Origin of the sequence: Mesorhizobium sp. 131-3-5, assembly GCF_016756575.1 — a bacterium.
Classification (GTDB): Bacteria; Pseudomonadota; Alphaproteobacteria; order Rhizobiales; family Rhizobiaceae; genus Mesorhizobium; species Mesorhizobium jarvisii.
In genome coordinates this window covers 5,056,542-5,069,971 of the sequence record NZ_AP023254.1, presented here as the reverse complement: position 1 = coordinate 5,069,971, position 13,430 = coordinate 5,056,542, and the positions used below count along the sequence as shown (strand labels likewise).

General features: G+C 63.6%; 13 protein-coding genes. 5 read left to right on the top strand and 8 right to left on the bottom strand.

Going from position 1 to position 13,430, the window contains the following annotated elements:
* Positions 1 to 3: 3 nt before the first annotated feature.
* Both JG747_RS24890 and JG747_RS24885 read right to left on the bottom strand, forming a co-directional pair.
* Entirely contained in the window at positions 4 to 447 is a 444-nt protein-coding gene (locus JG747_RS24890) for an OsmC family protein (RefSeq protein ID WP_202360252.1), read from the bottom strand.
* A gap of 33 nt (positions 448 to 480) precedes the next feature.
* Positions 481 to 1,491 (bottom strand): zinc-dependent alcohol dehydrogenase family protein, encoded by a 1,011-nt coding sequence (locus tag JG747_RS24885; RefSeq protein ID WP_202360251.1) that lies wholly within the window; start codon positions 1,489 to 1,491, stop codon positions 481 to 483.
* A gap of 98 nt (positions 1,492 to 1,589) precedes the next feature.
* On the opposite strand from JG747_RS24885, the gene JG747_RS24880 reads away from it, so the two are divergent.
* Positions 1,590 to 2,198 carry a TetR/AcrR family transcriptional regulator gene (locus JG747_RS24880; RefSeq protein ID WP_202360250.1) on the top strand — a complete coding sequence of 203 codons (609 nt, stop codon included), beginning with the start codon at positions 1,590 to 1,592 and terminating at the stop codon, positions 2,196 to 2,198.
* A gap of 2 nt (positions 2,199 to 2,200) precedes the next feature.
* On the opposite strand, the gene JG747_RS24875 is transcribed toward JG747_RS24880, so the two are convergent.
* The 6 genes from JG747_RS24875 to JG747_RS24850 form a co-directional block, all read right to left on the bottom strand.
* Positions 2,201 to 2,641: a TadE/TadG family type IV pilus assembly protein gene (locus JG747_RS24875; protein ID WP_064984863.1), complete on the bottom strand. Its 441-nt coding sequence runs from the start codon at positions 2,639 to 2,641 to the stop codon at positions 2,201 to 2,203.
* The gene (locus JG747_RS24870) at positions 2,638 to 3,243 is read right to left on the bottom strand and encodes a TadE/TadG family type IV pilus assembly protein (RefSeq protein WP_063827325.1); all 606 of its coding nucleotides are present in this window, start codon (positions 3,241 to 3,243) and stop codon (positions 2,638 to 2,640) included. Before JG747_RS24870 ends, JG747_RS24875 begins: the two co-directional genes overlap by 4 nt.
* Positions 3,240 to 5,312 (bottom strand): TadE/TadG family type IV pilus assembly protein, encoded by a 2,073-nt coding sequence (locus JG747_RS24865; protein ID WP_244748215.1) that lies wholly within the window; start codon positions 5,310 to 5,312, stop codon positions 3,240 to 3,242. The genes JG747_RS24870 and JG747_RS24865 overlap by 4 nt, the downstream gene beginning before the upstream one ends.
* A 355-nt stretch (positions 5,313 to 5,667) precedes the next feature.
* Positions 5,668 to 7,323 (bottom strand): chaperonin GroEL, encoded by a 1,656-nt coding sequence (gene groL / locus JG747_RS24860; RefSeq protein ID WP_202354914.1) that lies wholly within the window; start codon positions 7,321 to 7,323, stop codon positions 5,668 to 5,670.
* 62 nt (positions 7,324 to 7,385) lie between these two features.
* Complete coding sequence (gene groES, locus JG747_RS24855) at positions 7,386 to 7,682, bottom strand: co-chaperone GroES (protein WP_010915433.1); 297 nt, start codon at positions 7,680 to 7,682, stop codon at positions 7,386 to 7,388.
* A gap of 177 nt (positions 7,683 to 7,859) precedes the next feature.
* Positions 7,860 to 8,486 (bottom strand): TetR/AcrR family transcriptional regulator, encoded by a 627-nt coding sequence (locus JG747_RS24850; RefSeq protein ID WP_069091871.1) that lies wholly within the window; start codon positions 8,484 to 8,486, stop codon positions 7,860 to 7,862.
* Between the two features lie 124 nt (positions 8,487 to 8,610).
* On the opposite strand from JG747_RS24850, the gene JG747_RS24845 reads away from it, so the two are divergent.
* From JG747_RS24845 to JG747_RS24830, 4 genes are all read left to right on the top strand, one after another.
* Entirely contained in the window at positions 8,611 to 9,798 is a 1,188-nt protein-coding gene (locus tag JG747_RS24845) for an MFS transporter (protein ID WP_202360249.1), read from the top strand.
* 12 nt (positions 9,799 to 9,810) lie between these two features.
* Entirely contained in the window at positions 9,811 to 11,091 is a 1,281-nt protein-coding gene (locus tag JG747_RS24840; RefSeq protein WP_202360248.1) for a D-arabinono-1,4-lactone oxidase, read from the top strand.
* Complete coding sequence (locus JG747_RS24835) at positions 11,088 to 12,233, top strand: DSD1 family PLP-dependent enzyme (protein WP_202360247.1); 1,146 nt, start codon at positions 11,088 to 11,090, stop codon at positions 12,231 to 12,233. Before JG747_RS24840 ends, JG747_RS24835 begins: the two co-directional genes overlap by 4 nt.
* A 61-nt stretch (positions 12,234 to 12,294) precedes the next feature.
* A complete protein-coding gene (locus JG747_RS24830) occupies positions 12,295 to 13,245 on the top strand; it encodes a bifunctional helix-turn-helix transcriptional regulator/GNAT family N-acetyltransferase (protein WP_038652491.1) in 951 nt (316 codons plus the stop codon).
* Positions 13,246 to 13,430 lie beyond the last annotated feature (185 nt).

The following is a 13,430-nucleotide window of genomic DNA, read 5'->3' as shown; positions in this document are numbered from 1 at the left end:
ATGTTACTGTGCCGTGGTCGCGATGAGCTCGGCCTTGAGCGTGATGGAGGCCACGCCAGCCAGGGCGCGCGAAACAAGGCATGTCGTTTTCGCCCTCTCCGCGAGGTTCTGGAATTCATCCGGAGCAAGACCCGGAATCTCGGCTTGCGCCTCAAGCTCGATGCGGGTGATCGTCGGTCCCGCGGCGGTTGCGCCGAGATGCACCTTGGCGACGGTGCTGATGCTCGTCGGTATATGCTGGGCTGTGCCCAGTATGGCGCTTAGGGCCATCGAGAAGCAGCCGGCATGCGCCGCGGCGATCAGCTCTTCCGGGTTGGTGCCTGGACCGTTCTCGAAACGCGACGGGAAGGAATAGGCGCCTTCGAAGACGCCGCTGCCGAGCCTCACCCTGCCTGAACCCTCTTTCAGCGTCCCTTGCCACTTCGCCGAGGCTTCGCGAATTGTCATTGCCGTTCTCCTTAGGTTTGAGACATTGACGGGTCAGGCGCCGTCGACGACCACCTTCCCGAAGACGTCGCCCTGCTGGAAATAGCGATAGGCATCGCGGGCCTCTGTGAAGGCAAAGACCTTGTCGATGACGGGCCGCAGGCGGTGCTGCGAAACAGCGCGCAGCATGGCTTCGAGATTGCTCCGGTTGCCGACGAAGAGGCGGCTGATGGTGGCGAGGCTGCGCTGGTAGAGTGCCGCCGGGATTTGGATCGATCCGCCTTTCGCATCCTGCAGCGTGAGAAGCACGATGTGTCCGTAAAGCGTGCTGGCGATCAGCGACTGCGCGAAGGTCGCCGGGCCACCGGTCTCGACGACGAGATCGATGCCGCCGGTCTGGTCACGGACTGCCCCGCCCCATTCGGCCATATCCGACGTCGAGATCACAAGGTCGGCGCCCAGCGCCCGTAGCCTGTCGGCTTTCTCTGCGCGCGAGGTGACGGCGGCGACGCGGCAGCCGAGCAGCTTGGCGAACTGCAGTGCAAACAGCGAGACGCCACCCGAACCGATGACCAGTACCCATTGGCCTGGCTTTGGAATTCCGGCACTCGTCACCGCGTTCCAGGCGGTCACGCCGGCGCAGCTCAGCGTAGCCGCCTCATGCCAGTCGAGATGATCGGGCAGGCGCGCCGCCCATTGTTCGTCGAGAACCGCGTATTCCGCCAACATGCCGTCCAGCGTGCAGCCGAGCTGGTCGATGAGACCGGCGTTGATGTGGCCGTCGATCCAGCGGGCGAAATAGCTGCCGGTGACACGGTCACCGACGGCGAAGCGGGTGACGGCATCGCCGATGGCGACAACGTCACCAGCCCCGTCGCTCAGGGGGACGATGCCCTGGCGCGGCGTAAGCGGATAGGTGCCGTTGAGGATCATCGTGTCGCGGCGGTTCAGCGATGCGGCACGGACGCGCACCACGATTTCATGCGGTTTCGGCCGAGGCTCTGGCTCGTCGCGCATCACCAGGCATTCGGTTCCGCCCGCCCCGTCAAGACGATAGCTGCGCATGGTGTTGCCCCCAATATGTAGACTGATCTACATATTATGTAGACCGATTGTCATATTCGACGCAAGGCCTATAATGATCGCTGCTGACAGAGGTTGACATGGCGAACGACACCCGCACCCGCATACTCGACACGACCGCGCTGCTGCTCCGGCAGCGCGGCTATCACGGCACCTCGCTCAACGACATATTGAGCGCCAGCGGCGCGCCGCGTGGTTCGCTCTACTTCCATTTTCCGGGCGGCAAGGACCAACTGGTGATCGAGGTGACGCGCGACAGTGTTGCCGGGGTGACGGCGAGGCTGGGGGAAGCGCTGGCGGCCGAAAGGCATCCGGCGGTGGCGGTCCATCATATCTACCAGGCGGTGGGGCGCATGCTGGAAGACAACCAGTTTTCGCTCGGCTGTCCGATCGCGCCTGTCGTGCTGGACTCACCGACCGACGTGCCGGAGCTGGCGGATTTGTGCCGCGCGGCCTTCGAGCAGTGGATAGGCCTGTTGCGTGAGGCCTTCGTCAGGGCCGGAGTGCCCCAACGCCGCGCCCACGCTCTGGCGCTGCTGGTTGAATCGTCGCTGGAAGGGCTGATGGTGATCGCCCGCGCCACCCGAGACCGCGCCCCGCTACAGGCGGTGGCGGACGAGGTCGCGGCGCTGATCGAAGCCGCTGTGCTTGCCGGCGAGGCACGGCAGCGCGCGGAGGCCGGTGTCTGAAGTCAAGCCCCCTGGTTCGGGAAGCAGGCGCTGGCGCTGAGGTTCGGGCCGTTCGCCAGCGACGTCAGGAAGGCCGGTAGCACGGTCGTGAAGTTGTAGGAAACCTGGACGCTCGAAAAGCCGGACAGGCCCGAGCAGGTGGTGTTGTTGCTGACGGCGATGTTGGCGTTGCTGAGCACGATGCCGTCGGTTGCCGCCCTGCTGCTGATATAGCTGATGGCGCTGGCGGCGTTGTAGACGCCGTTCTGCGTGCATCCGCTCTGCAGCACGCCGACGCAACGCGCCCCTGCCGCGGCGATCTCATTCAGCACATGCTGGGCCCAGTACATGCGGCCGAACTCGAACGTGCCCATCAGCACCATCAGCAACGGTACAGACAGCAAGGCGAACTCAACGGCGTTGGCACCGGATTTGTCGCGCAGGAAGGATCGGCGACGGCTCATTGCGGTTGCACCACGGCCTTGACGGTGATGTTGCCGTTGCTGACGATGCCGAAGCCGCCGAAAAGCGGCGTATAGGGCTTGCTGGCCGTGATCGTTACGAATTTCCCGGCAATGCCGCCGCCACTGCAGATGCTGCCGCATGCCATCGGGGTGCTCCAGGCCACGGCCCCTGAGCTGCCTGGGCAATAGCAGAGATCGGCATTGGCGGCCGTGCCGCTCTGGGTGGCCGTGGACGTGGTGGCGTTATAGGCAAGTGCCGCACCGTTGTTGATGACGACCTGAATGCTGCCGCCATTGCCGCTCAGGCCGCTGGTGACCACCGTCGCAATGTTGCCGGCCAGCGCGCCGCCGCCGGTGGAATTGACCTTGTCGCCATTGAGCAGCGCATAGTTCGAACCAGCCGAAAGCGCCGAGCTCAGTTCGAATTTGGCCTTCAATGAGCCGCCGATGTCGACGGTTCCGGCCAGGATGACCAGCAGCACGGGGCTGACCAAAGCGAACTCGACCGCCGACACGCCGGCTTTCTGGCGCCGCAGGAAGTCAGTGAACGCGAAGCGCCAGCTGGCCAACAAGCCGGGGTCGGGGCGTGACTGCTGTCTCATTGCACGAGGCTCACCTTGCTGCTGCCACCGGCACTCGAGGCGGCAATGCATTCCGATGCAGCCGTAGTGCCGCCCGACAGCGTGATGCGTGAGCCGATCATCTGCAGACACTTGCTCGGGTCGGTGTTCGACCCCAGCACGCTCGATCCGCCATTCATGATGATCGGGCCGTAGGGAAAATAGAATGCGCCCGATATCTGGGCGTTGGAGCCGCCTTCGGCGAAGGTCGCGCCGCCAGTGTTGGAACTGCCGGTGGGGCCGATCACCGCCAGCTTCGCCGTCGCTCCCGACTGAGGTGCGGTGAGCACGATGTTGCTGTAGCCGGCGGCCACGCAGAAGACATAGCCGTTGCAACTTCCCGAACTGGATTTGGCCTTGCCCGACAGGACAAGCGTCACATTGGCGCCGCTGACGCTGATCGTGCTGCCGTTGCAGTTGGCGCTGCCGCCGCCATTGCCGCCCAGTGCGAAATAGCCATCCACGGTGTAGACACCGGCGCCGAGCAGGATGGCGCCCGAGCCGATGAAGTTGCCGGCGATGTCATGCTGCGCCGCGGCCGGCACCACAAAGCAACTGCCGCCGCCGCCGCCATTCACATTGCCGACGACCTGGAAAACGCTGCTGGCGCCAGTCGCATCGGCCATGATCGTTGTCGAACCGCCGCCGAGCGTGATCGCGTCGCCATTGCTGCCTGGCCCGATCTTGTAGGAATTGGTCGTGCCCGAGCCGAAGGTGAGCGTTCCGGTGTTGGTATAGCCGCCGGGGAGCTCGAAGGTGCTCGGTCCGCCGAAGGTCAAGGTGGAGGTGTTGCAGATGCTGACTTGCCCCGAGCCATTGCAGGTGTTGTCGCTGCGGCCGATCTTGAAGGTGCCGGCGGCGAATGTCGTGGTGGCACCGCCGCCGGTTGTCAGCCCCTTCGCGAAGTTGAAACTGCCGGCGCCGAAGGTGGTTGTTCCGCCTGTTGTCACCTGCTTGCCGAAATTGTAAGTGCCGGTCCCGAACGTGGTGGTTCCGGCCGTGGTGAGGGTCTTGGCGAAGTTGTAGGTGCCTGGCCCGAAATTGGTGGTGGCGCTGGTCGTGAGATCGCCGGCGATATTGTAAACCGTCGTTGCCGCGCCGCTTGTGGCGAAGTTGAGGTTGATGCCGCCGCCGATGGTGATGGTGCCCAGGTTGACCGTGGTCTTGCTGCCGCAGTTCAGCGTCCATGTCGACGACGACGATGCCCAACTGGCGGTGCAGCCGAGCGCGTTCGCCTGGCCTTGGGTCGAGCCTGTGTTCCAGCCGAAGTCGATGTTGTTGCCGTTGGGAGTGGTGGGCGCTGTTGGCGCGGCCGTCGCCGAAAGCGCGGCAACCGTTGCAATACGGGCCACGGCGGCCGTGACCGCGGCATTGCCGGCGAGCGGGTCGGGGGTGGATTTCTTGGTGATCACCGCGGTCGCCCCGCCTGGGCCGGTAATGCCGCTGCACGGCTGGCTCGGTGCGGCGGCGGAATTGTAGTTGACGCCGAGCGCCGAAATGCTGGTGCCGCAGGGGACGGTCACCGTGTTGTTGGAAGAGACGGTACACTTCTGCGCCGAGATCGAAGTGCCGCCGCTCAGCGTCAGACCGGTCTGTGTGCCGTCGAGCGCGAGCATGCATCCGGGCGTTTGCGGCTGCGCGCCAAGCTCGACCACCGAATTGGCATAGATCTGCAACTGCTGGCGATCGTTGAGAACGCGTGCCAGGAACAGCGTCCTGTAGGTGTTGATCGACACCGAAACGGCGTTGACACCGGTCGTCTTCGGGGAGGCGACCAGGTTGACCTGTACATTGGCGGCAGGAACGCCGTTGAGCACCGCGACGCCGACGGCGGTGGCCGTCATCTGCGAGGTGGACTTGTTCACGTTATAGGCGAGGGCGCCCGCATAGGCCGACAGGTCGGCGACTCGCTGATTATCGGCCCGCTCGACGAGTGCTGCGCCATATTCGGTCACCAGGGCGGCCATGCCGATCAGGACCGGCATCACCAGTGCCGAGATGATCAGCACGTTGCCGTCGCGGTTCCGCAAAAATCGCCGGAAAATTTGCATCGATGGGTACCCGACACGCCACACTCAGGAGCAACCTCGCCGTGCTCCCGCCCTTTAGTAATCGCGAATGTGTTAAAGAATATTGTCTGACAAATTTACCTAGCGCCGTCAAAGCGTAGTTAAGCCTTTGATTTTGCTGGAAAATTGCTCGAGAATGAGAGGGTTGCGCCGTCTAGCGGTGCGGACCTCGATGGTCGCTATCGTTGCAGGAAGCAATGAAAAAAGGGCGGCATCGCTGCCGCCCTTTCCGTATGCATAATAAGCCAGGTGGCCTGGATTAGAAATCCATGCCGCCACTCAAGCCCGCTTGCGGGCTTGAGCAATGTTAGTTCATGGGCGTGCCTTTATGGGCTTCTTAGAAATCCATGCCGCCCATGCCGCCCATGCCGCCGCCGCCCATGCCGCCAGGCATGCCGCCGCCAGCCGACTCCTTCTTCGGAGCCTCCGCGATCATGGCTTCGGTGGTGACGAGCAGGCCGGCGACCGAGGCCGCGTCCTGGAGAGCCGTGCGCACGACCTTGACCGGATCGACGATACCCATGGCGATCATGTCGCCATATTCGCCGGTCTGGGCGTTGTAGCCGAAGGTCGCGCCCTTGTTCTCAAGGATCTTGCCGGCAACGATCGATGCTTCCGCACCGGCGTTCGAGGCGATCTGGCGAGCCGGAGCCTGCAGAGCGCGACGCACGATGTTGATGCCAGCAGCCTGGTCGGCATTGGCGCCGGTAGCCTTGATGTTGGCCGAAGCGCGCAGCAGGGCCACGCCACCGCCGGCAACAATGCCTTCTTCCACGGCCGCGCGGGTCGCGTTCAGCGCATCGTCAACGCGGTCCTTCTTTTCCTTGACTTCGACTTCCGTCGCGCCGCCGACGCGGATCACCGCAACGCCGCCCGCGAGCTTCGCGAGACGTTCCTGCAGCTTCTCCTTGTCGTAGTCCGAAGTGGTCTCTTCGATCTGCTGCTTGATCTGAGCAACGCGGCCCTGGATCTCGGCCTTCTTGCCGGCGCCGTCGACGATGGTGGTGTTCTCCTTGGAGATCGACACCTTCTTGGCGCGGCCGAGCATGTTGAGGCCGACATTCTCGAGCTTGATGCCGAGGTCTTCCGAGATGACCTGGCCACCGGTAAGGATGGCGATGTCTTCCAGCATGGCCTTGCGGCGATCACCGAAGCCCGGAGCCTTGACGGCGGCGATCTTCAGGCCGCCACGCAGCTTGTTGACGACCAGCGTGGCCAGGGCCTCGCCTTCGACGTCTTCCGAGATGATGAGCAGCGGCTTGGAGGTCTGCACGACGGCTTCGAGAACCGGCAGCATCGCCTGCAGGTTGGAGAGCTTCTTCTCGTGGAGCAGGATGTAGGCGTCCTCGAGATCGGCAACCATCTTGTCGGCGTTGGTGACGAAGTAGGGCGAGAGGTAGCCGCGGTCGAACTGCATGCCTTCGACGACTTCGAGTTCGGTCTCGGCGGTCTTGGCTTCCTCAACCGTGATGACGCCTTCGTTGCCGACCTTCTGCATCGCTTCTGCGATCATCTTGCCGACCGACTCGTCGCCATTGGCGGAGATCGTGCCGACCTGGGCAACTTCCTCGGAGGTCTTGATCTTCTTGGCAGCCTTGCCGAGCGCCGTGACGACTTCGGTGACGGCGAGGTCGATGCCGCGCTTCAGGTCCATCGGGTTCATGCCGGCGGCAACCGCCTTGTGGCCTTCCTGGACGATCGACTGCGCCAGAACGGTCGCGGTCGTGGTGCCGTCGCCGGCGATGTCGTTGGTCTTCGAAGCAACTTCGCGGACCATCTGAGCGCCCATGTTCTCGAACTTGTCCTCAAGCTCGATTTCCTTGGCGACGGTGACGCCGTCCTTGGTGATGCGCGGGGCGCCGAACGACTTGTCGATGACGACGTTGCGGCCCTTGGGGCCGAGCGTGACCTTCACCGCGTCGGCGAGGATGTTGACGCCGCGCAGCATGCGCTCACGGGCATCACGGGAGAATTTTACGTCTTTAGCAGCCATTTTTAGCTCCTGGCAGGGGCTTGGGATAAAGCCCGGAATTCAGTTGACGGTGAGGCCGATGATCAGCCGATGATGCCCATAATGTCGGATTCCTTCATGATCAGAAGGTCTTCGCCATTGAGCTTGACTTCGGTGCCCGACCACTTGCCGAACAGGATGCGGTCGCCAGCCTTGACGTCCAGGGGGACCAGCTTGCCGCTTTCGTCGCGCGCGCCGGAGCCGACGGCGATGATTTCGCCTTCCTGCGGCTTTTCCTTCGCCGTATCCGGGATGATGATCCCGCCGGCGGTCTTGGATTCGGATTCGACCCGGCGAACGACCACGCGGTCATGAAGCGGGCGGAACTTCGACTTTGCCATTTTTTCTTCCTCGAGTGAGAACGGTGAGAAACAGTTCCTCCGTCCGGCGAAGCCGGACGTATAGTTAGCACTCACCAAGGGCGAGTGCTAACGTGGGGCTGAAATAGGCCGCCGTCCTGCGAGAGTCAAGGCGCGCGGCAGCCTCGAAAGGCGGTAATTTTTTCCATGGATTGGGGCTTAGAGAAACAACCGCAACTGCGTGTGGATGATCGACCGGTAATCCTCGACGGTTTGGCGGCTTTCCGCTTCGCCCTGAGCGAGCGCCAGGCGCACCACACCGCCGGCGAGCTGGAAGATCAAGAGAACCATGCGTTCGAACTGTTCATGCTTGCCCGGCTCGATCAAGGCGGTGACATGGTCGCAGAACATCTTGGCCTGATGCCGGGTTTCGGCGATGTCTAGATTCTTGAGCGCCTTGTCGGCCTGGATGGCGTTCTGCAGGTCCTGGATGGCCGGATCTCCGGCGACGCGGCCGAGGTAGTCGTCGAGCAACCGGTCGGCGGCGGCGATGACGTCCTTGGCTTCGCGGACATCGGCGAGGATATCAGTCAATCGCGCACGGCTCACCTCTGAAAATCGCTCATAGAGCATCGCCAGGATCGCCGACTTGTTGGGAAAGTAGTGATAGACTGTGGCGATCGGCCCGCCTGCCAACGCGCCGACTTCCTTCATGGTGACGGCGTCGATGCCCTTCTCGCCGATTAGCCGCATCGTCGTCGACAGGATGGCGTCGATGCGCTCGCGGCTGCGCTCCTGCTTGGGCTTGCGCCTCGGTTCGGTCGCTGTTCGCCTTACTTCCACCATGCACCGGTCTTTCGCACGAATTGCCAAATTCTGGTTGACAAAAAATATGATCAAGTATCAGTTTCTGAAATGCTGACAGATTGTCAGCTTTTTTGCCGCGCGGCAAGGACGTTGGGAGGCGCCTTTGACTTCGACAAATGCCGGGCACACTGGCAATGGCGACTGGCTGGTCGGCAATCCGACCGGCGGACAACTCGCGTCGGCCCTGTGGATCGGCTCGGTCGGTCTGCTCATCCTAGGCCTGCAGCCAGTGCTGCTCGGCGCCCTATACACCGAGGGACATGTCAGCGGCGACGAACTGGCGCTGGTCGCCACCGCCGAGATGATCGCCATCGCCATCGGTTCGGCGATCGTCGCGATGCTGCTGTCGGCCCGCAACATGCGCTGGAAAAGTGCGGTGCTGCTGCTCCTGCTGGCGCTGGCGAATGTCTGGACGGCCTATGCCGCCGGCGCCAATGCGTTGATGGCGGCACGCGCCTTGGCCGGGCTTGCGGAAGGCGGGCTGGTCGCGGTCGCCACCGAATTGATCGCCCGTTCGCGGCGCGCCGAACGCATCGGCGGCTTTTTCGTCACCATGCAGACGCTGGCGCAATGCGCGCTTGCCCTGCTGCTGGCGCTCTATGTCATCCCGGCCGCCGGATCGGCCGGCGGCTTCCTCATTCTCGCGGTCGTCTGCGTCCTGTCGCTCATCGTCGCCTTCGTCGTCCCCGCTGACTACGCCGACCTGCCCAAGGACGAGAACCTGACCAATGTGCTGACGGCTCCCTCGATCACCGCGCTGTTGTGCGTCTTCTGCTATTTCATGTTCTTCGGCGCGGTCTGGGCGTTTCTGGAACCGCTTGGCACCCAATTCGGCATCGATGGCCGCACCGTCGGCCTGATCGTCTCGGCGAGCCTCGCGGCGCAGGTCTCGGGGGCGATGATGGCGACCGCGTTCGAAGCGCGCATCGACTACCGCCTTGCCGTTGCTGCGATCGGTGTGGTCGCGCTGGTCTGCTCGCTGGTTCTCGCCAGCGGACCCGACCTTATCACATTCTGGATGGCCGCCTTGGCCATGGGCTTCATCCTCCTGTTCATCGTGCCCTACCAGATCCGGCTGGCGATCACCGCCGACGAGACGCGCACCGCCGTGCTCTTGGTGCCGGCGGCACAGCTTTTTGGCCTGGCGATCGGGCCGATCGCGGCATCCTTGCTCATCGACGGCAAGGATTTCCGCCCGGTTCCGGAATTCGCCGCCGCCAGCGCCGTTGCCAGTGTCGCCTTGCTCGGCCTGTTCATCCTCGTGTCGCGGCGTCGCCGCGCCGTTGCCTGAGCGGAGGGCAGCATGTCGAACACCTGGAGCAACTGGTCGGGCTTTGTCACCGCTGAACCCCGGCTGATCGCCAGTCCCGCCGATGCGGGCGAACTCGGCGATCTCGTTCGCACCGCGCCCGGCCCAATCCGCGTCGCTGGCGCGGGACATTCCTTCACGCCGCTGGTCAAGTCGCAAGGCACCATCCTGTCCCTGGAGAGGCTGGAGGGGCTGGTCTCGCATGACGCGCAAAGGCATCGGGCACGCGTGAAGGCAGGGACGCGGCTTGGTCCGCTCATGCACATACTGCAGGGCATCGGCCAGGGCCTGCCCAATATGGGCGACATCGACCGCCAGGCGATCGGCGGCGCGCTGGGGACCGCTACCCATGGCTCGGGGCCGACGCTCGGCGCCTATCATACGCAATTGGAGACGGTGCAGATCGTCGACGGGCTTGGCAAGGTTCGCGACGTCACCAGGGCAGGGGATCAGGATATGATCCACGCCATAGGCGTCGCGCTCGGTGCGTTCGGTGTCTTGAGCGAAGTGACGCTGAACAACATCGCGACCTACCGGCTGCGGCGCCGCAAATGGGTGCTGCCGATCGGCGACATGCTGCGCGACTTCGAAAAGACGATGACCGCGCATCGCTCGGCCGAATTCTACTACATTCCGTTCTCTGGCTACGCGCAGTTTATCGCCAGCGACTTCAGCACCGAGGCGACCACCGCGCGCCCGACCGACGATGACGAAGGCTCCTTGCGCACGCTGCGCCGGCTGCGCACCGGGCTTGCCTGGCTGCCGTCACTGCGCCGCCGGCTGATCCTTGGCGCGGTCGCGAAAGTGCCGTCCGAGGATTATGTGCAGGACTGGCTCAACGTCTATGCCAGTGACCGCCAGACCAAGTTCAACGAGATGGAATATCACCTTCCGTTCGAGGAGGGGCCGAAGGCGCTGGCCGAAATCATCGAGCTGACCGAAAAACGCTTCCCCGAAGTCTATTTCCCGATGGAGGTGCGCAGCGTCGCGGCTGATCCGTTCTGGCTATCGCCCTTCTACAACAGGCCGACCTGCTCGATCGCCATCCACCATGACGCCGCGAGCGATCCGCTGCCCTTCATGCAGGCGGCCGAGCCGATCTTCCGCAGATATGGCGGCAGGCCGCATTGGGGCAAGATGCACAGCCTGAAGGCGGCGGACTTCAAGAAGCTCTATCCGCGCTGGGACGACGCCATGGCGGTGCGCCGCGACATCGATCCGCAAAACCGCTTCGTCTCGCCTTACATGGCCGGCCTGTTCGGCATCGAGCCATGAGCGCCTATTTCGCGACGCTTTCGCAGGCGCTGAAGCAAGCCGGCATCTTCCAACCCTGCCTGTTGCTCGACCGCGACCGGCTGGACGGCAACATTGCGCTGGTGGGAGAGAGACTGGCGCCCGGCCTTGCCGTGCGGCTGGTCGACAAGTCGCTCGCTTGCCTGCCGCTGCTTGCGCATATCCGCAAGGCGCTTGGAACCGACCGCTTCATGACTTTCCATCCGCCGATCAGTGAGGCGGTGCTGAAGGCGTTTCCGGACGCAGGTCTCCTGTACGGCAAACCGATGCCAGTCGGGACGGCAAGGGCGGCACTGGTGAAGGGTGGCGCCGACTGGTCACGTGTCTGCTGGCTGATCGACAGTGATGAAAGACTGGCGGAATATGGCGCTCTCGCGATCGAACTCGATATCGAGCTCCACATTGCCTTCGAGATCGATGTCGGACTGCATCGCGGCGGCTTCGCCGAACCGGAGGCCTTGTCGCGGGCGCTGAAGCAGGTGTCGGTCCACAAAAAGCTGCGCTGCGAAGGCGTCATGGCCTATGAGGCGCATGCGCCGCGCATTCCCGGCCTGTTCGGCGGGCCGGCCAAGGCGTTGGCGCAGGCTTCGGAGCGGGCCTCGGCTTTCGTGGCGCGCCTCGGTCCGGACCAGCGCCGCATCCTGAACATTGGCGGCAGCAAGACCGCGCTGCTTCATCATGGCGTCATGGCCAATGAAGTGTCGATGGGGTCGGCCTTCGTGCTGCCCGGCGATTTCGACACAGCCGGCCTCGACGGCTTCCAGCCGGCCGCCTTCATCGCGACGCCGATCCTGAAAATTGTCGAGCCGATGCTGCCGGGCCCGCCGGCCGTTACCCGCCTGCTGCAGGCACTCGGCCGGTTCCCGCGCAAGGGCTGCTACCTCTATGGCGGCAAGTGGATGGCTGAGCCGGTCTTTCCCGACGGCATGAGGACGAATGGCCTGCTCGGCCTGTCGTCCAACCAGCAATTCATGGGTCTGCCGGCTGACACCACTGTGATGCCCGGCGATTATGCGTTCCTGCGGCCGACGCAGAGCGAGGCCGTGCTGCAGCAATTCGGGCCGATCGCGGTGCTTTCCCAGGGCAGGATCGTCGATCGCTGGCCGGTCTTGCCGATGATGTGATCACATCATATAGTTGACTCCGTCAAGTAAACGATTGATCCTGTGAAGGCAGGAGATGACCATGACGATTCACCATCAGGCCAACAACGAAGCGCCCAACAAGCACCTGATCGATGCGGTGCGGGCTTTCAACCGCTTCTACACCCGCCAGATCGGCCTGCTCGACGAAGGGCTGCTGCAAAGCGCCTTCTCGCTGACCGAGGCGCGTGTGCTTTACGAGCTGGCGCATCGCGACGGTTTGACCGCGACCGACCTGGGGCGCGATCTCGGTCTCGACGCCGGCTATGTCAGCCGTTTGCTGAAGAAGTTCGAACGCGATGACCTCATCTCCAGGTCGACGCTGGTTTCGGATGCCAGGCAATCCTCGATTGCGCTGACGCCGGCGGGCAGGAATGCCTTCGCGCCGCTGAACAAGGGTTCGCATGACCAGGTGGCCGCCTTGCTCGATCGGCTGCCCGCTTCGGAGCAGGACCGGCTGGTGAAGTCGATGCGGACGGTCCAGGCGCTGCTGGACGAAAGCGCCGAGCCGAAAATCCCCTATCTGCTGCGGCCGCTGCAGATCGGTGACATCGGCTGGATCACCCGCCGGCAAGGCCTGCTCTACGCTCAGGATTATGGCTGGGATGAAACCTACGAGGCGCTGGTCGCCGAAATCCTCGCGGCGTTCGTCAAATCCTTCGACCCGAAATGGGAGCGCAGCTGGATCGCCGAGCGCGATGGCGAGGTCGTCGGTTCGGTCTTCGTCGTGCGCAAGTCGCCCGAGGTGGCGAAGCTCAGATTGCTTTATGTCGAGCCTTCGACACGCGGCCTTGGCATCGGCGCGCGTCTGGTCGATGAGTGCATCGCCTTCGCGCGGGCCAAGGGTTACAAGACGCTGACGCTTTGGACCAACGATATACTGGGCTCGGCGCGCCGCATCTATCAGGCGGCGGGCTTCAAGCTGATCGACGAAGAGCGCCACCATTCCTTCGGCAAGGATCTGGTCGGGCAGACGTGGGATCTCGACCTCTAGCGAACGCTGTCCGGCATCCCACGATGCGCGGTTGTTGGCGCCTTGCGTCGATGATATGAGGCGCGGGTCGAAAAGGACCCTTGAGCGGCATATGGTAAGCCCGCTCCCTTCCACAAGCTGGAAGCGCCGTTCCCATCCAATATGGGAACCCGCGGCAAGCCCACCGCGTGCTTTACGCCGGGCTT

Excerpts from the sequence above, each read along its gene's own strand:
- JG747_RS24850 (WP_069091871.1), bottom strand. The coding sequence starts at position 8,486 with ATGGTGGAAGTAAGGCGAACAGCGACCGAACCGAGGCGCAAGCCCAAG.
- JG747_RS24840 (WP_202360248.1), top strand. The coding sequence starts at position 9,811 with ATGTCGAACACCTGGAGCAACTGGTCGGGCTTTGTCACCGCTGAACCC.
- JG747_RS24890 (WP_202360252.1), bottom strand. The coding sequence starts at position 447 with ATGACAATTCGCGAAGCCTCGGCGAAGTGGCAAGGGACGCTGAAAGAG.
- JG747_RS24835 (WP_202360247.1), top strand. The coding sequence starts at position 11,088 with ATGAGCGCCTATTTCGCGACGCTTTCGCAGGCGCTGAAGCAAGCCGGC.
- groES (WP_010915433.1), bottom strand. The coding sequence starts at position 7,682 with ATGGCAAAGTCGAAGTTCCGCCCGCTTCATGACCGCGTGGTCGTTCGC.
- JG747_RS24880 (WP_202360250.1), top strand. The coding sequence starts at position 1,590 with ATGGCGAACGACACCCGCACCCGCATACTCGACACGACCGCGCTGCTG.
- JG747_RS24885 (WP_202360251.1), bottom strand. The coding sequence starts at position 1,491 with ATGCGCAGCTATCGTCTTGACGGGGCGGGCGGAACCGAATGCCTGGTG.
- JG747_RS24865 (WP_244748215.1), bottom strand. The coding sequence starts at position 5,312 with ATGCAAATTTTCCGGCGATTTTTGCGGAACCGCGACGGCAACGTGCTG.
- JG747_RS24870 (WP_063827325.1), bottom strand. The coding sequence starts at position 3,243 with ATGAGACAGCAGTCACGCCCCGACCCCGGCTTGTTGGCCAGCTGGCGC.
- JG747_RS24830 (WP_038652491.1), top strand. The coding sequence starts at position 12,295 with ATGACGATTCACCATCAGGCCAACAACGAAGCGCCCAACAAGCACCTG.
- groL (WP_202354914.1), bottom strand. The coding sequence starts at position 7,323 with ATGGCTGCTAAAGACGTAAAATTCTCCCGTGATGCCCGTGAGCGCATG.
- JG747_RS24875 (WP_064984863.1), bottom strand. The coding sequence starts at position 2,641 with ATGAGCCGTCGCCGATCCTTCCTGCGCGACAAATCCGGTGCCAACGCC.